Origin of the sequence: Asaia sp. SF2.1 (assembly GCF_000505765.1) — a bacterium.
In the GTDB taxonomy this organism is placed as follows: domain Bacteria; phylum Pseudomonadota; class Alphaproteobacteria; order Acetobacterales; family Acetobacteraceae; genus Asaia; species Asaia bogorensis.
This window is the reverse complement of sequence record NZ_AYXS01000001.1, coordinates 318,008-338,942: the sequence shown is the minus strand read 5'-3', so window position 1 is coordinate 338,942 and position 20,935 is coordinate 318,008. Positions and strand designations below refer to the sequence as shown.

Sequence of the window (20,935 nt, the reverse complement as noted above, 5' to 3'; positions counted from 1 at the left end):
TCATGCCAGATAAGACCACAGACCGTATTCCCGGATGGCAGGGCAGCGCGGGTGAGGGGGCACGCGGCGTCGGGGTCGATCTGCGCGCCCGGCGTGAGGAGCTCGGATGGGCTCTGCCTGACGTGGCCGGGTGGTTGCGCATCCGTGAGAGTTACCTGCTCGCCCTCGAAGAAGGGAACATGGCGGTATTCCCTGGCAGCGCCTACGCCCTGGGCTTCCTGAGGACCTACGCCCAGGCCATGGGCATGGACCCCGATCAGGCCGTCGCACGGTTTCGCCATGACACCCGCGGTGCCTTTGACCGCAAGACCGAACTGAGTTTCCCCGAGCCCGTCTCGGAGCGCGGGGTGCCTGTGGGTCTCTGGGTGGGGGCAGGACTGGCCGTTCTGGTTGGCACCTATATCGGCTATTACCATTTCTTCGGCTCCGAACCCGCGCCCACGCATCAGATGCCACCTGTGGCAGAGATCATGCCCGGTGTGACGCAGCATGGTACGACGTCTCCGCAGATTGCGGCGGTCATGCCCGAGCAGGGGCTCGCGCCGTCGCCCCAGACTTCGTCATCCCGGATGACCGGCGCTGAGCCAACAGCACCCTCAGCCACCATGGCGCAACCGCCCGTCGGTAATAGCGTGCAGCAGGGGGTGAACGGCCAGCCCCCTGTTTCCAACGCAACCGTGACAGGGCAAATGCCGTCTGCCCCGGGCGCCAATACGCAGCCTGCTTCGGCTGGTTCTGTTCCCGTGCCGGGCCAGATCGGTCCTGGGTCGAACGCAAATGCCCAGACGGTGCCCGATCAGGGCACGACAGGGCAGGGCAGCCTGTCGCAGAACGCTACATCGACCGCAGTCCCTTTGCCGAGTGCTGCTCCGGCGCCCAATTCCGGTGTGGCTGCCAACATGATCGGGCTTCATGCCGCTGCGGACGCCTGGGTATCGATACGTGACAGGAATGGCGCGAGCGTGTTCAGCCGGGTTCTCAAATCCGGTGAAACCTGGCAGGGCCCCGCTGATGCCGGGCCTTATCACATGACACTTGGCAATGCGGGTGGCCTTACGCTTTCGGCTGGTGATGTCACAACGTCGGCCCTTGGGCGTGTTGGGGCAGTACGGCGTAATCTTGTCGTGACGGCCGACGCGATCCGTAATGGGCAACTGGGTCAGGACGGCAGTGGTTCAGCTGCGAGCACTGCGCCTGTGGCCCCGGCAACGCACGTTGACGGCAACGATGCCGGCAGTGCACCGACAGACTTGAAAAACACTGTCGCGACCCCAAAGGTTACGGCACCGGTGCATCGCGCGAGCCCGCCCGCCAGCACGTCGCATGAGTCGGAAACTGACCGTCTCAACGCACGACAACTGGAACAGACGGCTCAGCCGCGTTAAAGCACCACCACCAATGCCTGTCGGGCGTGAGGTTCGCTTCTTTCCCGACGCGCATTGCTGCAGAAGACTATGGACGACTAACGAGGCCTGACGCCGCAAAAGGCGGATGGTGCTCACAGGAGACGGGCAGAAGCCGATGCCTCAGGGCGTCTTGTTCTGGCCAACATGACACAGACACGGGGCGGCGTTCTGGAACAGGATTCCGGCGAAGCCCCCGGTTGACGCGGCCCACTGGGGTCCATCAACCGATACGGAGACGAGATTATGAGCGGATATCGCCCTTACCAGTATATCGAACGTCGCAAGTCCCGTCAGATTCATGTTGGCAAGGTCGCTGTCGGCGGTGATGCGCCGATATCGGTCCAGACAATGACCAACACGCTCACGTCGGACGCCAAGGCGACGATCGAGCAGATCCGTCTGTCGGAAATTGCAGGCGTGGACATTGTTCGTGTGTCGTGCCCCGATGAGGAGAGCACCGCAGCCCTGGCCGAGATCGTGCGTGAGGTGAACGTGCCGATCGTGGCGGATATTCACTTCCATTATAAGCGTGCGATTGAGGCAGCCAAGGCCGGAGCGGCCTGCCTGCGCATCAATCCGGGTAATATTGGTAGCGCCGAGCGTGTGCGTGAAGTCGTGAATGCGGCACGCGACTATGGCTGTTCCATCCGTATCGGCGTCAATGCCGGGTCGCTTGAAAAGCACCTTCTCGAGAAATACGGTGAGCCCAACCCCGACGCACTGGTTGAGAGTGCGCTTGAGCACGCCAAGATCCTTCAGGATCATGACTTCCATGAGTTCAAGATCAGCGTTAAGGCGTCTGATGTGTTCATGGCGGTTGCGGCCTATCAGCAGCTGGCCGAAGTCTGCGATCACCCGCTGCATATCGGCATCACGGAAGCCGGATCAAAGCGCGCGGGTACTGTAAAATCCTCCATCGGTCTGGGCAATCTGCTCTGGGCAGGCGTGGGTGACACGATGCGCGTCTCGCTTTCTGCGCCTCCGGAAGAGGAAGTGCTCGTTGGCTGGGATATTCTCAAGTCGCTCGGCCTGCGTCATCGTGGTGTGAAGATCATTTCCTGCCCGTCCTGTGCGCGTCAGGGTTTCAACGTGGTCGAGACGGTGCAGACCCTCGAAGACCGCTTGCAGCACATCAAGACGCCTCTGACGCTCTCCATCATCGGCTGTGTCGTGAACGGCCCCGGTGAGGCGCTGATGACCGATCTGGGCGTGACCGGTGGTGGCGCTGGCCGTCACATGGTCTATTCGGCGGGCAAGCAGGATCATCGCCTGAACGAGGGTCAGGACATGATCGAGCATATCGTCGACCTCGTGGAAGAACGCGTGGCCAAGATCGAAGCTGAAAAGGCCGCGCAGGAAGAGGCCGAAAAGGCCGAGGCCGCGCTGGCGGGCGCCTGAGATCATGAGCCAGTTGCAGCCGGTTCGCGGCACGCATGACCTGATTGGTGATACCGCGCGCCGCCACGCCCATGTGGTGGATACGGCGCGTGAGATCACACGTCGCTATGGCTACGAAGAGTGGTCGACGCCGATTTTCGAGGATACGCGCGTGTTTTCCCGCACGCTTGGCGATACCTCGGATGTCGTGACCAAGGAAATGTACACTTTCGAGGATCGCGGCGGCGACAGCCTGACCCTGCGCCCCGAGGGTACAGCGGCAATCTGCCGCGCCTTCGTGACCAACGGTCTGACGCAGGCCCTGCCGCAGCGCGTCTTCTATAACGGGCCGATGTTTCGCTATGAGCGCCCGCAGAAGGGGCGCTTCCGCCAGTTCCATCAGATAGGGGCCGAGCTTCTCGGCGCCACTGATCCGCTGATGGATGCCGAAACCATCGCTATGGCGCACGCCATACTCAAGGCGCTGGGTCTGGGCGATGCCGTTACGCTCGAAATCAATACGCTGGGTGATCTTGATAGTCGGCAGGCCTGGCGAGAGGCCCTTGTGGCCTATTTCAAGGCTCATGAGGGCGCGCTTTCGGATGAGAGCCGCGCCCGCCTTGAAGCCAATCCGCTGCGTATTCTCGACAGCAAATCGCCGCAGGATCGGGCGCTTCTTGAAAACGCTCCGAAATTCGGCGCCTATCTGAACGAGGTATCGCGGGTTTTCTGGGATGATCTGCGTCGCAAGCTCGATCTGTTTGGCGTCGGTTTTGTCGAGAACCCGCATATCGTGCGCGGGCTCGATTATTACAGCCATACGGCCTTCGAGTTCGTCACTGATCGTCTGGGCGCGCAAGGCACTGTTCTGGCTGGCGGGCGCTATGAGGGGCTGGTCGCGCAGATGGGCGGTCCTGCCACGCCTGCTATCGGCTGGGCAGGCGGAATCGAACGTCTGGCGCTGCTTATCGAGGCTGCTCCAGTTCAGCCGCGTCCTGTGGTGGTGCTCCCCACCGGTGAGGCAACGCTTGCTGCCGCTATCACAGCCGCACAAACCCTCCGCAATGCAGGTTTGGCTGCCGAGATCGAGACCCGTTCCTCGCTGAAAAAGCGTATGGAACGCGTGGTCAAGTCTGGCGCGGCTCATATGGTATTGGTGGGCGAGGACGAGCTTGCACGTGGTGCAGTGACCGTGCGTGATCTGGGCAAGCGTGAACAGACCGAGATTGCGCTTGACGCCCTCGCGGATCATTTCCTGAAAGCACAGTAATCGTGGCATTGGACGACAGGCTGGAGCGTATTGTCGCCCGGTCGGATGAACTGCAAGCCCTCATGTCGAGTGGCGAGATACAGGGTGAGGAATTCGTGCGGGCCTCGCGCGAGTTTGCCGAACTCGAACCCGTCGTGTCATCCATCCTTGCCTATCGTCGTGCGGAAAGCGCCCATAAGGACGCTCAGGCCATGCTGGACGATCCTGAGATGCGTGAACTCGCGCAAGGCGAGATCATGGAGATCGAGGGGCAGCTGGAGGGGCTGCACCAGCAGGTACGGCTTGCGCTGCTGCCGCGTGACGAGGCTGATGAACGCAGTGCCATTCTCGAAATTCGCCCGGCGGCGGGTGGAGACGAGGCAGCGCTTTTCGCGGCCGAGCTTTTCGGAGCCTATAAACGGTTTTCGGATCTGCATGGCTGGCGCTTCGAGGTCATGGAATATGACGAGAGCGACCTGTCGGGCCTTCGTGAAGGCGTTGCGACCATTTCGGGGCGATCGGTATTTGCCCGCCTGAAATACGAGTCCGGCGTGCATCGTGTGCAGCGCGTTCCGGCCACCGAAAGTCAGGGCCGTATCCATACCTCCACCGTCACTGTGGCGATCATGCCCGAGGCGGAAGAGGTGGATGTGGCCATTGATGAAGGTGATCTGCGTATCGACGTCTATCGCGCTTCAGGTGCGGGTGGGCAGCACGTCAACAAGACCGAGAGTGCGGTGCGTATCACCCACATGCCCAGCGGCATTGTGGTGGCCATGCAGGAAGAGAAGAGCCAGCACAAGAACAAGGCCAAAGCCATGAAGATCCTTCGGGCGCGCCTTTATGAAATGCAGCGCGCCCAGGCGCATGCCAGCCGTGCGGCCGATCGCAAATCCCAGGTTGGCACCGGAGATCGCTCGGAGCGCATCCGGACCTATAATTTCCCCCAGGGCCGGGTGACGGATCATCGCATCAACCTCACCCTGCATAAGATTGATCGGGTCATGCTGGGCGAGTTTGACGAGATTGTTGATGCCTTGACGCAGGAAGAGCAGACAGCCCTTCTGGCGGCGGAAGGGCTCAACTGAAGCAAGAGAGACGCTGGTAGCAGCGTCAGCTTACAGGCGAAGCGCAGATATCGGCGTGACCGGGGTGATGTTTGGCAATCTCGGGATCATTCGGCTCGCGCAGGAAAAAATCGGTGAAGTTTTCATCGCCCAGAGCGAGCAGGTGATGCCCCTCTGGGTGATGAAGCGTTCCCTGACTGCTGACCTGATGGGTTTCCGATCGTCCTTCGGCATTGATGACCGTGATCTGACCGCAAAGGGCATAGTCGTGATTGACGCGGCCAAGAGGAATTTCGATCTTTTTTGTCAGGCTGGGCGTCTTGTCATCGAGGCGGAAGGTCGCGGCGAGTGACCCGTCGATATAGAGGCGTGAAACTTCAGACACCTCTATGGGCGCGCGGTCATCGGTAACAGTGAAGCTCTCGGCCAGTGCGATGGTCGGGCTTAGCATGACGAAGACGGTCAGCAGGGGCATGATCTTTTTCATCCCCGTATCATAAGCCGTTTCAGGAGTAGGCAGTGAGCGGTAATCCATCCCCTCTCAAACAAGTTCTTGATGAGACCGCCAGGCGACTGGACAGCGCCGGGATCGAGGCGGCACGGATGGAGGCGCGTCGGCTAGTATGCTGGGCGCTTGGCTGTGACGCCTCTGCACTCCTAACACGAGACCTCATACCAGCTTCTGCAATGGCCAGACTGGAATCGGGCGTCACGCGCCGTTGCGCGCGGGTGCCGATGGCGCTGATCGAGGGAGGGACCGGGTTCTGGAACCTGACGTTGGAGGTGTCGTCCCACACGCTCATCCCGCGCGGTGACAGCGAGACGTTGATCGAGGCCTTGCTCGATCTGAGACCCGACCGGGACAAGCCGCAGCACTTGCTGGACCTAGGCACAGGTACCGGATGTCTGCTTCTGGCGGCACTGAGTGAATACACGGCCTCTTTTGGCATCGGGGTGGATCTATCACCGGACGCTGCCGCCTTGGCACAGCGCAACGCCAGCAGGAACGGGTTGGTGCAACGTAGCGCCTTTCTGGCTGGCAGCTGGACCGATGCACTGACGGGTCGTTTCGATATCATCCTTAGCAACCCGCCTTATATTCCAGCGGCCGATATTGCCGGATTGATGCCAGAGGTGCGCGATCATGAGCCTGTGCGCGCTTTGGTAGGCGGCGATGACGGGCTCGAGGCCTATCGGGCGATCATGCTTCAGATGTCGCGCCATCTCTCACCGGGTGGGGTGCTCGTTCTGGAGATCGGGCAAGGACAAGAGGACGATGTCGCGGCGCTTGGGGCAGAGCAGGGACTATTGCTGCGTGAGGCAAGGCGAGACCTCGGCGGGATCATTCGTGCTCTTTGCTTCGAGCATGTCTGATTACTCTCGCGGGCTTGCAGGAAAAACCATTGGCAGTGTGCGCCAAACTTGCTAGCTTACGCTGATCGGTCTGTTAAGCTCACCGGTGTATTCATCGGCAGAACATACCGTTTTCCGCGATTTCGCAATGATCCTTGTGATCAGGCTGTGCGGAGTAGGGGCCTGATCCTGTAATCCGGCCTGCAAGAGACAAACCAAGGGTCATTCATTCCCTGCAATCGCGCCGTATCCGAGCTCTGCCGGGTCGGGATTGCGAATACGAAAGTGCTACGCGGACCCATGAATATGAAACGTATGAGAAGCCGTCACCACCGTCCGAGCGGTGGCGGGTCGCGTCATTCAAATGGCCAGACGCCCCTGAACCGTAACCACGTGTTCGACAGCAATGGCCCCGATATGCGTGTGCGCGGTACGGCCCAGCAGCTTTTCGAGAAGTATCTGCAGCTTGGTCGCGACGCGACTGGCACGGGTGACCGTATTCTCGCAGAAGCCTATTTCCAGCATGCCGAGCATTATTTCCGTATTCTCAACGCCATGACCCAGGCAGCGCAGCAAAGCCAGATGGAGCGCCAGGAGCGTCACCAGCAGCGTGCTCGCGCCCAGCAGGATCATGACGACCGTCGTCAGGGCGATGATTCGGGTGCCGAGGGCGAGACTGAAGAAGTGGTTGAGGAAACGGCCGAGTAATCCCGGCTCGATCCGTCTAGAACAGGCCCCTGAACCTTTCGGGCAGGGGCCATAAACGATCGCCCGACAGACTCAGGTCTATAGGGTAGGGGTCATGGGCCCGTTCCAGTGCCTCGCGGTTGATCCGCTCCCGCCATGCACGCAAGGCGGCGTCATCGCTTTCGAGTGTTGCCGCTTCTTCCGGCAAGCCCGCCATGGAGGTCAGCATGGCCTTCCAGGCGTCATCTCCCATACGTTGATGGCTCCCCGCATTGTCGCTGCACCAGGGTTGGGCACGGGTGCGACGCAGTCGGTCCAGTCCGGCATCCAGATCACTGTAGCGCAGATGAAACAGCATCAGAGCCGGATCGGGGCTGGGGAGGCTCTCCTCTATGCTGTGAAAGCCTGGGGACCATGTCACGGGGGATCTGATCAGGCACGGTTTGCACATCGCGGCTGAGAAGCGCAGCAGATGGCGTTGCTCCGAAAGGGGGCGTGTGAAGTCGGCCGCGGGCTCACTGTCGGCCTTGTGCAGGACATCGAACCCTGTTGCAGTCAGACACGGGGCCTGACGGGCTTCTGACAAGGACACGAGAGAGCCAAAACAGGCAGGATCTGCCACGATCATCTCGTCGACATCGCAATACAGAACCGCATCATACCATTCGAGCAGTCCGGCGCAGATAGCGCTGATTGCGCGCGCACGTCTGGCATCATCTTGCGCAGAACGCGGGATTTGCAGGCGATTGGCACCGATCGATGTTGTAGAGCCGTCATCTGACCCATGATCGATCACGTAGCAGCACTGAGGGCCGACCATAGTGCCATAATGGCGCAGCCAGACCGGCAGAAAAACCGGTTCGTTATAAACCATCGTAACCGCTGCGAGTGGCGCTTTCATAAGCGTCATTTAGGCAGGAAGCGGATGGATGTCCATGTGGGGAATTACCGGTCGGATGGTAGCGGCGGACGGATTTGAACCGCCGACCAAGGGATTATGATTCCCCTGCTCTACCGCTGAGCTACGCCGCCATCGCGACCGGTGGGCGTGGAATTAAAAGGGTTGGGTGGATGTGTCAACACTCTGCCGAGAGGTTTTTGCGCCGATCGTGTTTTTACCCGATGGGCAGTCTGTGGCATGGTATGCCAACGGGTTGCCCCACGGTGCCGGGGCAGCTGGCTCGGCGCTCCTCATCCCTCTCAAGGATCTGGATATCCACTTTGAAGCAGCAGTTTCTAAGCTCTCTTTTCGCCCTGCGCGCTTACTTCGACTGGCTGCCTGCGCAGCTTGTCTCCATTCTCATGCTTGTCGTGCTGGCTACCGTGGCGTTTTATGCCAGCAAGCTCGTTTCGGTCATTATCCTGCGTATCTTTGGCCACCGTGAAGAGGCGGTGCTCCGCAAGATCATCCTGGCCATGCGTCGCCCGGTGCGTGTGATGGTTGTGCTGGCGGTTCTGCTCTCGGCTCTGCCTGCTGCCTCGGGATTCACCTGGGAGACGACACAGCTTCTGCAAAAGCTGCTTCTCTTCATTGGCATCCTGATGGTGGGTTACGCGGCCATTGTCGCCTTCCGCATCATGACTGAGGCCTATCTTCAGAAAATCACGGCGCGGGATCACGTCGATGACATCATGATCCGTACCCACCAGACGCAGATCAGGGTCTTGCGGCGCCTGACAGAAATTCTGGTGGGTATTGTAACGGTCGCCACAGCGCTGATGACTTTCGATTCGGTCCGTCAGTATGGCGTCTCTCTGTTTGCCTCGGCCGGTGCAGCTTCGCTGATCGTTGGCCTGTCAGCGCGTGGCCTTCTGACGAATCTGCTTGCCGGTGTGCAGATTGCCATCACCCAGCCCATTCGAATGGAAGACCTGATCATCATCAATGGTGACTGGGCATGGGTGGAGGAGATTACCTCGACCTATGTTGTGCTGCGCGTTTGGGATTGGCGGCGACATATCGTGCCCATCTCCTATTTTCTCGAGAACCGCTTCGAGAACTGGACCCACAACTCTGCTGCCATCATTGGGGTGGTTTTTCTGTACGTGGATTACGAAGCACCCATCGAGACGATCCGGGGCTTTCTAGCGGAGATCATCAAGACCTGTCCGCTTTGGGACGGGAAGGTGTTTGATTGTCAGGTCGCGGACTGCGATGCGCAGACACTGAAGATCCGTATCATCGCCAGTGCGCGCAATGCGCTGCAAAGCTGGGATCTGCGCTGTGATATCCGCGAGAAGATCATTCTGCGCATGAGAGCGGAGTGCCCCGAGGCGCTGCCTCGCTCGCGCTTTGCGATGGTGCCGCCGCGTCCGGGTGAGGAGGCCTGGCCCAGCGCCGATGCCATATCGCCACCCATCGACCGCCCACCACCGGGCTCATATATGGGGCCTGGCAGCGTCACGCCCCGGGGAGGTGCAGACCTGTCATGAAAAGGACCCGCGGCCAGGCTTTAACGCTCTGCCAGTAATACTCGAAAATCGTCATTGAACTCACTCCTCGATGCTGCACACATACGTTGAACACGGCAGGGTTGTGGCAAATGTTTCACGTAACTGTCATGTTTTTGTGAGGGAAACGTTACCGTCCCGCAAAAAGTGACGTTGAGACCGGATTTCGCCCGGTCCCCAAGGCAAGGACACCAGCAGATTGACTACCTATATCGTCGCCTATGAGCGTTTGCCGGGTCAGGACTACGCAGCGCTTGAACAGAAGCTGGCGAGCTTCAGCGAGGGATTTCACGAAATCGATAATTTCTGGCTTATCGGGTCAAACCTGATCATCGCCGATCTGCGCGATGTACTGGCAAAGCTATTGCCTGAGGGGGCCAAATTGATGGTCATGAAATACGTGCCCCATGACAGCATGGAGATGGGTGCCGCCGCATGGCACGGCTTCTCTCTCACGCAGGAAGGCTGGCTGGCTCAGAACCTGTGAGGATACCTCCCGGCCCAGAAAGCAGGGCCGGGGGAGCTGGAGTGCCGCGGAGTTACTGGCGGGTGGCAGCGTCCAGATAGCGGGCGTAGAGCGCGCCAATGGCCGCAGAGGCAAGTCGTGCCGTTGCATCGTCGGCGCGGCTTGTCAGCAGAACGGGCACCTTGGCCCCCATGACAATTCCCGAGGTTGCGGACTTGCCAAGGAAAGCAAGGCTTTTCACAAGGATATTTCCCGATTCCAGATCGGGGGCTATCAGGATCTGGGCGCGGCCTGCCACGTCCGAGGCAATTCCCTTGATTCTGGCCGAATCGCCGCTGACCGCGACATCCATGGCCAGCGGGCCATCGAGTATGCCTCCAGTGATTTCCTTGCGGTCCGCCATCTTGCACAGGCTTGCGGCATCCAGCGTGCCCTGAATCTTGGTGTTGATGGTTTCGACGGCGGAGAGCAGCGCAACGCGCGGTGTGCCGAGGCCAAGCGCATGGTGCAGATCAATGGCGTTCTGAACGATGTCACGCTTGGTCACCAGATCTGGCGCAATGTTGATGGCCGCGTCTGAAACAAGCAGCAGTTCGGGGTAATCGGGCACATTGATGCAAAAGACGTGGCTCATGCGGCGCTTTGTGCGAAGGCCGCTTTCCTGTTTGATGACGCCCGCCATGAACGTGTCGGTATGAAGGCTGCCTTTGGTGAGACCTTGCGCCTCTCCTGCATGAACAAGGGCGATGGCGTGCTTGACTGCGGCGGCCTCATCATCAGCCTGTTCGATGCGCATCCCGGCGATATCAAGCCCGGCCTCCCTGGCCGTCTTTTCGATCTGTGCCCGATCGCCCACCAGAAGCGGGATGATGATTCCGTGGCGGGCGGCTTCGACGGCACCCCCCAGCGCGTGGCTGCTGCAGGGCCAGACGATGGCATAAGGCACGGGGCCAAGTGCTGACGCCTTGGCTACAAGCGCGCGCATCAAAGCGTGCTGCGCCGGGAAAACACTCTCTAGCGTTATGTCGGGAGTTCTGGTTTCACTGTAAGGGGCGTAGCTGGACATGGGCCGTTCAAACTCCGTAGCCAATCAGATCCGCCTTAGCAGCGTCCATGACACAATTGAGTTGCGTCATCGCGCTGCGGCGGTGTGGCCTCGTCTGATCGACAGGATTGCGAGCAAACCGCGAGAAATGGGTCCCCCGCCTCAGATTCCCCGTCGTCTTGCGAGGTAAGACAACGGTCTAGCGCATGTCATACGGTCTGGCTCGAGACATAGCGTTATCGTCTGGGCAATCGCGATCAGGTTTTCTTGAGTGATCGAACGATCCGGCGCTCTACAGAGAGCAGGGGGCGTTGCCTGATTTGAAAATCCTGCTTGCTTATCCCAGTGCGCTTGAGCCAGCGCCTGCGCTCAGACGCTTGAATGGCCACTCTGGGCCAGACGCTTCAACTGCGTCTGGTTTGGCCAATAGGGCTGCCTGCGCTGAGATTGCTGCGATATGAATTCAAGGCAAGGCGCACGAACATCATCAGTATGCCCGCCGCAAACAGCACTTCGCCAAACAGGTCCAGACTATCAGTCAATGACGAGAAGTTGGGCATCCCCAATGGCGCGAGCAGGGATGATGCAGCCCATGTGATGAGTGCGGCCAAAACAACGAGTGAACTTTTCAGCATGGGACCTGCTTATGAGATGTTATTATTTTTAACAAAGGACGTCTCCACTATTTAACGAAGTTTGACGATGAATCTGCAAGCCTTTTCATCACGGCAAAGATTAAATCTTTACGTCATATGGCCGAAATCCCAGACCTCGAACGCTTCCCGCGCCAGAATTCTCTGTCACCCATCCAAGTTTCGTGACGAGTTGCGCGAACGTCTTCAACGAATGGGTCTTTGCGATTTTGCAATGTTAACCTAAGATTGACGACCGCAGACGTTCGGGTGCCGCCAGCGATCGAGCAGCCAATACAGAGTGCCTCGATTGCGCATCTTTACTGCCGTGACGCGGTCGGAGCGATGATCACATGATGGTGAGTAGAACGAGTTTATGCGAAACCCGTTCAGTCTCTGGCTCGCAAAACATGATTAATGTTGGGTCATGATGGCGCCATACTGCCGTCACGTTCAACGCACCAGCGAGCTGTTGCTCGCTTGGAACTAGACGCTTTCCATTGTCGATGGGCTTGATCGGGTGGCGCGAAGGAGGGCGCTGATCTGTTGTGGGATTTCAGAACCAAGCGCGCTCGCTCCGGGCGGCTTTGCAACAGACCTGACATTGGCGACCAGACCGAGCGTAGCTATGCGCGGTGTTTCGACACGAGAATCAGAAGACAGAGGTATCCGATGATTCTATTGATGTTGAGAAATATCGGCGTGTAGCGCTTGAACGCTGATATCCCATCTTTGGGGGATGCCCGGTTCAGTTGTGCTTGTCGCGATTGATCGTCGTGGGTCTGTCCAAGCGCTTTCCCCAATACATCTTTCTTTCGTGCCTCGGTGAATAAGCGTCCCCCTCTAAGCCGCGGCGCGAGCTGAGGCCGCGGTCAGTTCGCCTGTGGAGATGGCCGGGCGGCGTGTCAGACACAGGCAGACGTGCCGAATCATACGCTTATGATCAGGACGCAGCATGGGCAGGATGGTGCGAGTGCAGCCTGCGCGCTGCATCGAGAGCTCCCGACAGCCAAGATGCTGATCGCTCACGCCTGACAGCCAAAATCACAAATTTTCGGGGTTTGTCGACGGACCGGATGGTGGGCGCAACAGGGATTGAACCTGTGACCCCTACCATGTCAAGGTAGTGCTCTACCGCTGAGCTATGCGCCCATCCGGTCCGTGAGCGGCGTTTTAGCGGGCGTTGACGGGGCTGGCAAGATGGGTTTTCTAAAAAAATCACCGTAGCGGAAAAAAAATGATCCAGAGCGCGTCGTGGGAGCCAGAGCTCTGTCTTTCCAACAGTTTTTTGCTTCATGATGTGGCCGAACCCGTGGCGCCACTCATTCTGGCGTCGCCCCATTCCGGTCGTGCTTATCCTCAGAGCTTTCTCGGGCAGTCCCGCCTGGATCTTATCTCCCTGCGCCGCAGTGAAGATGCGTATGTCGATCTGCTGTTCGAGGCCTCCCCCTCATGGGGGATACCGCTGCTCTGTGCCCAGTTTCCCCGGGCCTATTGCGATGCAAACCGCTACGCTTGGGAGCTCGATCCCGGCATGTTTCGCGAGCGTCTGCCCGAGGGAAGCCTGACAAACACAGCCAAGGTGCGCAGTGGGCTCGGTATGATGGCGCGTATCGCGGGGCCAGGGCGGGGGATCTACCGTTATCAGTTGCCGGTGTCCGAGGCGTCGCAGCGAATCGCGTCGTGCTGGTTGCCCTACCACGAGGCGCTGGAGGGCATGATCGAACGATGCAAAAGCCGGTTCGGGACCTGCGTCCTGCTGGACCTCCACTCGATGCCGACCATTCCCCACCTCCGTCTGCCGGACATTATTCTCGGCGACCTGCATGGCACGAGTTGTGCACCTGAAATTGTCGAGGGGGTCGCGCATCGGTTGGGTGCGCAGGGGTTTTCGGTTGGCCGGAACCGGCCTTATGCCGGAGGGTACATTACAGAGCGCTATGGCACGCCTGATTGGCAGGTCCATGTGATCCAGGTCGAAATCAGCCGTCGGCTCTATCTTGATGAGCCCACCATACGTCCATCCCCGGACTTCGCGTCGCTCAGAGCTCGGTTGGAAAATGCACTCTCGGGGATCATTGAGCTTGCCGGCGCGTTCAGGACGTATCGCAAACCATGTGATAATCGTTGTATCGGATGATCAACTCCGGCTGATCCGGCCCCTGGGGGCTCGATTGATGCTATCAAGCTGTGTTTGAAGAGCGTTCGCACTCCTTGCTGGCCTCGCGGGCTCGCTTGGATGCGCCCGATACGTCCTCACAAGACTGGAAGAGCTGCCTCATGTCCCAGACCTGCCAAGAGCGCCCCGATATCGTCCTGATCGGTGCCGGTGTCATGAGCGCGAGTTTCGCAGCCCTCATCCGGTCGCTTGACCCAAGCCTGACGATCAGTGTTTTCGAGGCGCTCGATTTATGCGCCAAGGAAAGTTCCGAAGCATGGAATAATGCCGGAACGGGCCATGCTGCGTATTGCGAGCTGAACTACACCACGCGTCGCCCCGATGGCAGCATTGACATGGCCAAGGCGCTGGACGTGAACACGGAGTTCGATCTGTCCCGCCAGCTCTGGACGCATCTGGTTGAGAAAGGCTGGATCGCTGATCCGTCGTCGTTCATCCGGCGTTGTCCGCATATGAGCTTTGTGCGCGGTGAAGAGAATGTTGCCTTTCTGCGCGCGCGGTACGAGACCATGGTGCGCCATCACTGCTTCGACACCATGGCCTATAGCGAGGATGCGGCCCAGATAGCGGAGTGGGCGCCGTTGATGATGGCGCGCCGCCGTCCCGGCGAGACGCTGGCAGCCACACGCGTCGAACAGGGTACCGATGTCGATTTTGGCACACTGACGCGCACCCTCTTCGATAATTTGCGCAACGAGCCCGGCATCGATGTTCATTACCGCCACAAGGTGACCGCGCTTGACCGCGAGGGGCGTGAGACAGGCAGCAACCCGCGCTGGCGCGTCAGTGTGCAGAATACCGAGACGGGTGAGACGCGCACGGTCTCGGCCGGATTCGTCTTTGTCGGGGCAGGGGGAGCTGCGCTCGAACTGCTCAAGGGTGCCGATCTGCCCGAGGCGCATGGTTATGCGGGCTTCCCGGTAAGTGGTCTGTTCCTGCACGCTGATAATCTTGACCTGTGCCAGCGTCACACGGCGAAGGTTTATGGCAAGGCCGCCGTGGGCTCTCCCCCCATGTCTGTGCCGCATCTGGATACGCGCATTATCAACGGGCGGCCCTATCTGCTGTTTGGCCCCTATGCCGGGTTCACGACCAAATTCCTCAAATCCGGCCGCTGGACGGATCTGCCACGCTCGATCACGACTGACAATGCGCGCGCCATGTTCGACGTGATGGTCGATAACCGCGACCTCGTGCGGTATCTCATCGGGCAGGTTCTCCAAAAACCCTCTTCGCGCTTCGCAGCACTGCAGGATTTCTACCCGTCAGCCCGACAACATGACTGGCGCGTCGCCGTGGCTGGGCAGCGTGTACAGATCATCAAGCGCGAGAACGGGCGTGGGACACTCAAATTCGGCACGGAAGTGTTGAGCACGCAGGACCACAGCCTCGCCGCGGTTCTTGGGGCCTCTCCCGGCGCTTCCATTGCAGCTTCTGTAGCCCTGAAGGTGGTCCAGCAGAATTTCGCTTCCCGCCTGCCGGAATGGCGCACGCGCCTGGAGGCCATCATACCGAGCTACGGTCTTGATTTGCGCAAGGATGAATCCGCCTGCCGCCGGATACGCGAACAGACGGGACGCGTACTGGGGATCTGAAACAGAAACGTGCCCCGGGCGTGCCTTTGCACAAGGCACGCCTCTGCCCCCAGTCAGTCGAACTCAGGTTGTGGCGACGTAGCATCCAGCCAGGATTGCAGCGTGTAGGCTGCGGCCATTTTATCCACCACTTCCGCCCGGCGTTTTCGTGTCATGTCGGCTTCCTGGATAAGGAAACGATTGACCGCGCTGGAGGAAAGCCGCTCATCCCAGCAGCAGCCCGGCAAATCGAGCCGGGTTGAGAGCTCCGTCATCCAGTCCTGTGCGGAGCGGGCCGCTGGGCCGAACGACCCATCAAGCGAGAGCGGTAGCCCGCATATCAGCCCCCCGATGCCTTCCTTGCGCACAATACGACCGATCTCTTCGGCGGTCTCGCCGAATTTGCGGCGCTTCAGGCTCAGATAGGGCGAGGCGAGCATGAGCGTCACATCGCTCAGGGCCAGCCCGATTGTCTTCTGGCCGGGATCGAGCCCGAGTAGCCGGGAGCCGGGGGGGAGGGCATCGCGCAGGGCGTATGGATTGAACAGACTCATGGGAAGGCGTTATGATCTCGCAAAATTCTGGACCGTCGGGATTATCCGCTCACTTTCAGGAAAGTCGATCCTTTATGTCGTTGGAAACGCGCACAGTCAGGCGCATAGCAAAACTGGCCAGAATTGGCCTGAGTGATCAGGAATGTGAAGCCATGCGCCAGGAGCTGAGTGGCATCCTGGGCTGGGTCGAGCAACTGAACGAAGTCGACATTACCGATGTGCCCCCAATGATCGGCACCGGTCTGGCCATGCCGCGCCTGCGTGAAGACGCTGTGACCGATGGCGACAAGCGCGACGCTGTGCTGTCCAACGCGCCCGACTCTGTCGGTCCCTATTTTACTGTACCCAAGGTTGTTGAGTGATGCATGATCTGACCCTCGCCTCTGCGCGAAAGGCTCTCAGGGAGCGTCGCCTGTCTGCCGTCGAACTGACCGATCACTTTCTGAACGCGATCGACAAGCTTGACGGTGAAATCAACAGCTTTGTTACCGTTACAGCAGATCAAGCCCGCGCGTCGGCTCGTGCGGCCGATGCCCTGCTGGCCACGGGCAATGCGCCCTCACTTTGTGGCTTGCCTCTAGGTATCAAGGATCTGTTCTGCACCAATGGTGTGCGCACCACGGCTTCGAGCGATATCCTACGCAATTTCGTGCCACCCTATGAAAGCACGGTCACATCAAACCTGCTGGCCGACGGGGCGATCTTCGTTGGCAAGACCAATCTCGACGAGTTCGCGATGGGGTCGACCAACATGACGTCGGCTTTTGGCCCGGTGGTCAATCCGTGGCGCCGCAAGGGCTCTGATGACAAGCTGGTTCCCGGTGGGTCTTCCGGCGGGTCTGCTGCTGCCGTTGCCGCTGGCCTTGTGCTCGGCACGACGGGCACGGATACGGGTGGTTCCATTCGTCAGCCCGCAGCCTATTGCGGTATTACGGGCATCAAGCCGACCTATGGGCGCTGCTCGCGCTTTGGCACGATTGCCTTTGCCAGCTCGCTTGATCAGGCCGGGCCTATGGCACGCACGATGGAAGATTGCGCCATCATGCTGGAATCCATGGCCGGGTTCGATGCGAAGGACAGCACCTCTGTCGATCGCCCTGTGCCGCGTTACGAGGATGCGCTCGAGCGTGGTGTAAAGGGCCTTAAGGTTGGTATTCCGCGCGAGTATCGCCCGGATACGCTGCCAGCGGACATCCAGGCCCTGTGGGATCAGGGTATCGCATGGCTGCGTGATGCAGGCGCCGAGATTGTCGATGTCTCGCTTCCTCACACGAAATACGGCCTGCCGACCTATTATATCGTGGCGCTGGCCGAAGCGTCCTCGAACCTGGCACGCTATGACGGTGTCCGTTTCGGCGAGCGCGTTGACGCTGGTACACTCGATGAACTTTACGAAGCCACGCGTCATGCTGGTTTTGGTGAGGAGGTCCGCCGTCGTATCCTCATGGGCACCTATGTGCTCTCTTCTGGCTATTACGACGCGTATTACCTGCGTGCGCAGAAGGTACGTACGCTCATTCAGCGCGACTTCCTCAAGGCGTTCGAGAACGTCGATGTGCTGTTGACACCAACCGCGCCTTCGGCAGCTTTTGCTCATTCTGAGCGTCCGACCGATCCGGTGCAGATTTATCTGAACGACATCTTCACCGTGCCAGCCAGCATGGCGGGCGTGCCTGCGCTGTCTCTGCCGGCCGGACTGGACCATGACGGTCTGCCGCTCGGCTTGCAGCTGATCGGCCGCTATTTCGAGGAAGAGACATTGTTCGCCGCCGGGCGTGTCATGGAAAAGGCAGCGGGCTTCACGCACAGGCCTGCTTTGCATGCGGGAGCAATCGCATGAGCGGCTATATCATTGAAGGCACAACAGGCCCCTGGGAGATCGTGGTCGGGCTCGAAGTCCATGCTCAGGTCATCAGCCATGCCAAGCTGTTCTCTGGTGCCTCGGCCGAATATGGCGGCGAGCCCAACACCCATGTCAGCCTGATCGACGCAGGCTTTCCTGGCATGCTGCCGGTCATCAACCAGGAATGTGTGGCTCAGGCCGTACGGACAGGGCTGGGGCTGAATGCGCAGATCCATCTGATGAGCCGGTTTGATCGCAAGAACTATTTCTATGCTGATCTGCCGCAGGGTTACCAGATTAGCCAGTTTGCTCATCCGATTGTAGGTGAGGGGAAGGTCGAGATCGAACTCGCCGATGGCTCTGTGCGCCATATCGGTGTCACGCGCCTGCATCTCGAGCAGGACGCCGGCAAGTCGATGCACGATCAGGACCCTACGCGCTCTTTCATTGACCTGAACCGTGCCGGCGTGGCGCTCATGGAAATTGTGAGCGAGCCCGATATCCGTTCGCCGGAAGAGGCAGGGGCGTATCTGCGCAAGCTGCGCCAGATTCTGCGTTATCTGGGCACTTGTGACGGCAACATGGAAGAAGGCTCGATGCGTGCCGATGTGAACGTCTCGGTACGCAAAGCGGGCGAGGAATATCGCACGCGTTGCGAGATCAAGAACGTGAACTCGATCCGCTATGTCATGCAGGCGATCGAAGTCGAGGCGGCACGACAGGTCGAGATCTGGGAAGCCGGTGGCACAGTCGATCAGGAAACACGACTGTTCGATCACGTTCGCAGCGAGACGCGCTCGCTTCGTTCCAAGGAAGACGCGCATGATTATCGCTACTTCCCCGATCCGGATCTTCTGCCGCTTCTTATCGAGCGTGACTGGGTTGAAAGCCTGCGCGCCGCTCTTCCGGAACTGCCCGAGGCCAAGCGCGAGCGCCTGGAAAAAACCTATGGCATTTCACGCTATGAGTCGGGTGTTCTGACGGTAGAGCAGGGGATTGCCGATTTTTACGAGACCGTGGCCAAGGGCAGTGACCCGCGCCTGGCGGTCACCTGGATGCTGGGTGATTTCTTCGCAGCACTAAACCGGACGGGTGCGACGATCGAAACAAGCCCGGTCAAGGCTGAGGGGCTCATGGAGCTTCTGGCGCTGATCACGGATTCGACGATCAACGGCAAGATCGCGAAGGAAGTGCTTGAGGACATGTTCGAGACCGGTGATTCGGCTTCGGTCATCGTCGAGCGCAAGGGGCTGCGTCAGGTTACCGACACCGGGGCTATCGAAGCCGAGATTCGCGGCATCCTTCAGACCCATGCCGACAAGCTCGCAGAATACAAGAGCGGCAAGGACAAGCTGTTCGGATTCTTTGTCGGGCAGACCATGAAAGCCATGAAGGGCAAGGCCAATCCGGCCATGGTGAACGAGCTGCTGGTCAAGCTGCTCGCAGAGTAAAAAATCTGCCGAAGGGGGGTTTGACGTGAAGAGCAAATCCCCCTAGAAGCAGTTCTGCAAACGCCGTGAAAACTGCGTCCCTCTAGGCGGAGGGGTGGCCGAGAGGCTGAAGGCGGCGGTTTGCTAAACCGTTGTACGGTGTCAAGCCGTACCGTGGGTTCGAATCCCATCCCCTCCGCCACTTTTTCCTAAGTTCTCAAATCCGATATCGCGTTATTGCTTGGCCTATGCTTGGCAACATCGCGCATATTTAAACAAAGATGTTCTGTGTGGGGAGTGAGGAATATACGCATGTCCGAATCATACTGGTTTTCAAAACTGCCGATCGTTTGACCGGCGGATTTGAAGATTTTTTTGGTATTTTCAGTAAACAGTAAATAAATTCGATAATTGAAAGATATATATTGGCCGATATCAAGGCTGTGCTAGTCCGTCTTTGGTATCGCGCACGTCGAGCTTTCATGTGATTTGCTGCGGTAACGGTTCAGGTTAGAGCGAAGATGGAGAGAGTTTTCCGGTATCGGGTGGCATCGTCGCTCTGTGCTTCGGGATGCGCCCAACGATTTTTCGCTTGGTGACGGTATCAATGGGTTCATTTCAAGCAGAAAAGGGGTGGCCTGCTTCAATGGGGCGGAGTAACCGGTCGCAAGTCTCATCTATGCGCATACTAATGAAACTGAATTAAGTCTTATTTTTGGTCTTGGGCTCAGTACCCAATGATTTGAATGCGGAAATCTCATTCAGGCTTTGTAAGGGGACTGAAGATGAGCGATCTGCTTTGGCTGACAGAAGAACAGATGGAGCGTCTGCGACCTTTCTTCCCCAAGAGCCACGGCAAGCCTCGTGTCAATGACCGCCGTGTGCCGAGCGGCATCATTTTTGTGAACCGTAATGGCTTACGCTGGCGTGATGCGCCCCGGGAGTACGGTCCATACAAAACGCTGTACAGCCGCTGGCAGCGCTGGGGCGATATGGGCATTTTTATGCGGATGACGGATGGCCTGTCTGCTGCGAAAGCCTAGCCTCGGACCATTATGATTGACGCGACCTATCTCAAGGCACACCGTACGGCCTCAAGTGGGGCTAAAAAAGGGTCCAAGCCCTCTCATTGGACGGACAAAAGGTGGCAAGAATACGAAGCTGCATGCGATTACGGATCAGAATGGACGACCGCTGAGCTTCTTTATGACGGAGGGACAGGTCAGCGACTATACCGGTACCGCTGCCTCGCTGGGCAGTCTTACTGCAGAGCACTGGATTTTGAGAGATCGCGGGTATGACGTCGACTGGTTCAGAGCGGCTTGGAAGAGAAAGGTCTAAAGCCCTGTATTCTAGGACGAAAATCTCGCGGAAGACCGGCTAAGTACGATAAGAGAAAATATAAACGCTACAATCGCATCGAGGTTATGTTCGGAAGACTTAAGGACTGGCGGCAGGTCGCAACCCGCTACGATAGATGCCCGACCGTTGTCTTCTCAGCCATCTGCCCCGCCGCAATCGTCATGTTCCGGCTACGTGTCCTGAGCCCATACATACTCGCGCAATATTGCGTCTGCTTACGGATCAGCCGCAATGTTTAATTGCTGGCTCTCTTTGCTTGG

Annotated in this window: 18 protein-coding genes, 3 tRNA genes and 1 pseudogene; 15 read left to right on the top strand and 7 right to left on the bottom strand. The window is 58.9% G+C overall.

Features of this window, described 5'->3' with window-relative positions:
* Window positions 1-2: 2 nt before the first annotated feature.
* From P792_RS22140 to prfA, 4 genes are all read left to right on the top strand, one after another.
* Window positions 3-1,385, top strand: coding sequence for a helix-turn-helix domain-containing protein (locus P792_RS22140; RefSeq protein ID WP_023977437.1), 1,383 nt, complete (start codon window positions 3-5; stop codon window positions 1,383-1,385).
* A gap of 264 nt (window positions 1,386-1,649) precedes the next feature.
* Window positions 1,650-2,804, top strand: coding sequence for a flavodoxin-dependent (E)-4-hydroxy-3-methylbut-2-enyl-diphosphate synthase (gene ispG / locus P792_RS22135; protein ID WP_023977436.1), 1,155 nt, complete (start codon window positions 1,650-1,652; stop codon window positions 2,802-2,804).
* 4 nt (window positions 2,805-2,808) lie between these two features.
* Entirely contained in the window at window positions 2,809-4,053 is a 1,245-nt protein-coding gene (gene hisS, locus P792_RS22130) for a histidine--tRNA ligase (protein WP_023977435.1), read from the top strand.
* Between the two features lie 2 nt (window positions 4,054-4,055).
* Window positions 4,056-5,120, top strand: coding sequence for a peptide chain release factor 1 (prfA, locus tag P792_RS22125; protein WP_023977434.1), 1,065 nt, complete (start codon window positions 4,056-4,058; stop codon window positions 5,118-5,120).
* Between the two features lie 25 nt (window positions 5,121-5,145).
* Here the strand turns inward: prfA and P792_RS22120 are convergent, their stop codons facing one another.
* Entirely contained in the window at window positions 5,146-5,586 is a 441-nt protein-coding gene (locus P792_RS22120; protein WP_023977433.1) for a hypothetical protein, read from the bottom strand.
* 32 nt (window positions 5,587-5,618) lie between these two features.
* On the opposite strand from P792_RS22120, the gene prmC reads away from it, so the two are divergent.
* Both prmC and P792_RS22110 read left to right on the top strand, forming a co-directional pair.
* Window positions 5,619-6,473: a peptide chain release factor N(5)-glutamine methyltransferase gene (gene prmC, locus P792_RS22115; protein WP_023977432.1), complete on the top strand. Its 855-nt coding sequence runs from the start codon at window positions 5,619-5,621 to the stop codon at window positions 6,471-6,473.
* Window positions 6,474-6,758: 285 nt separating this feature from the next.
* Entirely contained in the window at window positions 6,759-7,160 is a 402-nt protein-coding gene (locus P792_RS22110) for a DUF4167 domain-containing protein (protein WP_235075365.1), read from the top strand.
* Between the two features lie 16 nt (window positions 7,161-7,176).
* On the opposite strand, the gene P792_RS22105 is transcribed toward P792_RS22110, so the two are convergent.
* Together P792_RS22105 and P792_RS22100 are read right to left on the bottom strand one after the other, a co-directional pair.
* A complete protein-coding gene (locus P792_RS22105; RefSeq protein ID WP_023977430.1) occupies window positions 7,177-8,013 on the bottom strand; it encodes a glycosyltransferase family 2 protein in 837 nt (278 codons plus the stop codon).
* An 83-nt stretch (window positions 8,014-8,096) separates the two neighbouring features.
* Window positions 8,097-8,171, bottom strand: a tRNA-Met gene (locus tag P792_RS22100).
* A gap of 189 nt (window positions 8,172-8,360) precedes the next feature.
* Between P792_RS22100 and P792_RS22095 the strand changes: the two genes are divergently transcribed.
* Together P792_RS22095 and P792_RS22090 are read left to right on the top strand one after the other, a co-directional pair.
* Window positions 8,361-9,572: a mechanosensitive ion channel family protein gene (locus tag P792_RS22095; RefSeq protein WP_023977429.1), complete on the top strand. Its 1,212-nt coding sequence runs from the start codon at window positions 8,361-8,363 to the stop codon at window positions 9,570-9,572.
* A gap of 217 nt (window positions 9,573-9,789) precedes the next feature.
* Window positions 9,790-10,077: a hypothetical protein gene (locus tag P792_RS22090; RefSeq protein WP_023977428.1), complete on the top strand. Its 288-nt coding sequence runs from the start codon at window positions 9,790-9,792 to the stop codon at window positions 10,075-10,077.
* Between the two features lie 52 nt (window positions 10,078-10,129).
* On the opposite strand, the gene P792_RS22085 is transcribed toward P792_RS22090, so the two are convergent.
* The 3 genes from P792_RS22085 to P792_RS22075 form a co-directional block, all read right to left on the bottom strand.
* Complete coding sequence (locus P792_RS22085) at window positions 10,130-11,122, bottom strand: bifunctional enoyl-CoA hydratase/phosphate acetyltransferase (RefSeq protein WP_081866775.1); 993 nt, start codon at window positions 11,120-11,122, stop codon at window positions 10,130-10,132.
* 383 nt (window positions 11,123-11,505) lie between these two features.
* Entirely contained in the window at window positions 11,506-11,736 is a 231-nt protein-coding gene (locus P792_RS22080; protein ID WP_023977426.1) for a hypothetical protein, read from the bottom strand.
* Between the two features lie 1,074 nt (window positions 11,737-12,810).
* Window positions 12,811-12,885 (bottom strand) — tRNA-Val (locus P792_RS22075).
* A gap of 85 nt (window positions 12,886-12,970) precedes the next feature.
* Between P792_RS22075 and P792_RS22070 the strand changes: the two genes are divergently transcribed.
* Both P792_RS22070 and mqo read left to right on the top strand, forming a co-directional pair.
* The gene (locus P792_RS22070) at window positions 12,971-13,873 is read left to right on the top strand and encodes an N-formylglutamate amidohydrolase (RefSeq protein ID WP_023977424.1); all 903 of its coding nucleotides are present in this window, start codon (window positions 12,971-12,973) and stop codon (window positions 13,871-13,873) included.
* A 140-nt stretch (window positions 13,874-14,013) separates the two neighbouring features.
* Window positions 14,014-15,507 carry a malate dehydrogenase (quinone) gene (mqo, locus tag P792_RS0117655; protein ID WP_031239914.1) on the top strand — a complete coding sequence of 498 codons (1,494 nt, stop codon included), beginning with the start codon at window positions 14,014-14,016 and terminating at the stop codon, window positions 15,505-15,507.
* 53 nt (window positions 15,508-15,560) lie between these two features.
* Here the strand turns inward: mqo and ruvX are convergent, their stop codons facing one another.
* Window positions 15,561-16,040 carry a Holliday junction resolvase RuvX gene (ruvX, locus tag P792_RS22065; protein ID WP_023977423.1) on the bottom strand — a complete coding sequence of 160 codons (480 nt, stop codon included), beginning with the start codon at window positions 16,038-16,040 and terminating at the stop codon, window positions 15,561-15,563.
* A gap of 74 nt (window positions 16,041-16,114) precedes the next feature.
* On the opposite strand from ruvX, the gene gatC reads away from it, so the two are divergent.
* The 5 genes and pseudogenes from gatC to P792_RS36350 all read left to right on the top strand — a co-directional run.
* On the top strand, window positions 16,115-16,402 hold the full coding sequence (gene gatC, locus P792_RS22060) for an Asp-tRNA(Asn)/Glu-tRNA(Gln) amidotransferase subunit GatC (RefSeq protein WP_023977422.1): 288 nt from the start codon (window positions 16,115-16,117) through the stop codon (window positions 16,400-16,402).
* Complete coding sequence (gene gatA / locus P792_RS22055; RefSeq protein ID WP_031239913.1) at window positions 16,402-17,880, top strand: Asp-tRNA(Asn)/Glu-tRNA(Gln) amidotransferase subunit GatA; 1,479 nt, start codon at window positions 16,402-16,404, stop codon at window positions 17,878-17,880. The genes gatC and gatA overlap by 1 nt, the downstream gene beginning before the upstream one ends.
* Window positions 17,877-19,334, top strand: coding sequence for an Asp-tRNA(Asn)/Glu-tRNA(Gln) amidotransferase subunit GatB (gatB, locus tag P792_RS22050; protein WP_023977420.1), 1,458 nt, complete (start codon window positions 17,877-17,879; stop codon window positions 19,332-19,334). Before gatA ends, gatB begins: the two co-directional genes overlap by 4 nt.
* A gap of 88 nt (window positions 19,335-19,422) precedes the next feature.
* Window positions 19,423-19,515: transfer RNA gene (locus P792_RS22045), tRNA-Ser, on the top strand.
* A gap of 583 nt (window positions 19,516-20,098) precedes the next feature.
* Window positions 20,099-20,848: pseudogene (locus P792_RS36350) on the top strand (IS5 family transposase); the annotation flags it as partial.
* Between the last annotated feature and the right edge of the window lie 87 nt (window positions 20,849-20,935).

Bases quoted from the DNA above. Each gene is read 5' to 3' on its own strand.
- P792_RS22070 (WP_023977424.1), top strand. From the start codon at position 12,971: ATGATCCAGAGCGCGTCGTGGGAGCCAGAGCTCTGTCTTTCCAACAGT.
- gatB (WP_023977420.1), top strand. From the start codon at position 17,877: ATGAGCGGCTATATCATTGAAGGCACAACAGGCCCCTGGGAGATCGTG.
- hisS (WP_023977435.1), top strand. From the start codon at position 2,809: ATGAGCCAGTTGCAGCCGGTTCGCGGCACGCATGACCTGATTGGTGAT.
- ispG (WP_023977436.1), top strand. From the start codon at position 1,650: ATGAGCGGATATCGCCCTTACCAGTATATCGAACGTCGCAAGTCCCGT.
- P792_RS22120 (WP_023977433.1), bottom strand. From the start codon at position 5,586: ATGAAAAAGATCATGCCCCTGCTGACCGTCTTCGTCATGCTAAGCCCG.
- gatA (WP_031239913.1), top strand. From the start codon at position 16,402: ATGCATGATCTGACCCTCGCCTCTGCGCGAAAGGCTCTCAGGGAGCGT.
- P792_RS22105 (WP_023977430.1), bottom strand. From the start codon at position 8,013: ATGGTTTATAACGAACCGGTTTTTCTGCCGGTCTGGCTGCGCCATTAT.
- P792_RS22085 (WP_081866775.1), bottom strand. From the start codon at position 11,122: ATGTCCAGCTACGCCCCTTACAGTGAAACCAGAACTCCCGACATAACG.
- P792_RS22140 (WP_023977437.1), top strand. From the start codon at position 3: ATGCCAGATAAGACCACAGACCGTATTCCCGGATGGCAGGGCAGCGCG.
- ruvX (WP_023977423.1), bottom strand. From the start codon at position 16,040: ATGAGTCTGTTCAATCCATACGCCCTGCGCGATGCCCTCCCCCCCGGC.
- mqo (WP_031239914.1), top strand. From the start codon at position 14,014: ATGTCCCAGACCTGCCAAGAGCGCCCCGATATCGTCCTGATCGGTGCC.
- P792_RS22080 (WP_023977426.1), bottom strand. From the start codon at position 11,736: ATGCTGAAAAGTTCACTCGTTGTTTTGGCCGCACTCATCACATGGGCT.
- P792_RS22110 (WP_235075365.1), top strand. From the start codon at position 6,759: ATGAAACGTATGAGAAGCCGTCACCACCGTCCGAGCGGTGGCGGGTCG.
- gatC (WP_023977422.1), top strand. From the start codon at position 16,115: ATGTCGTTGGAAACGCGCACAGTCAGGCGCATAGCAAAACTGGCCAGA.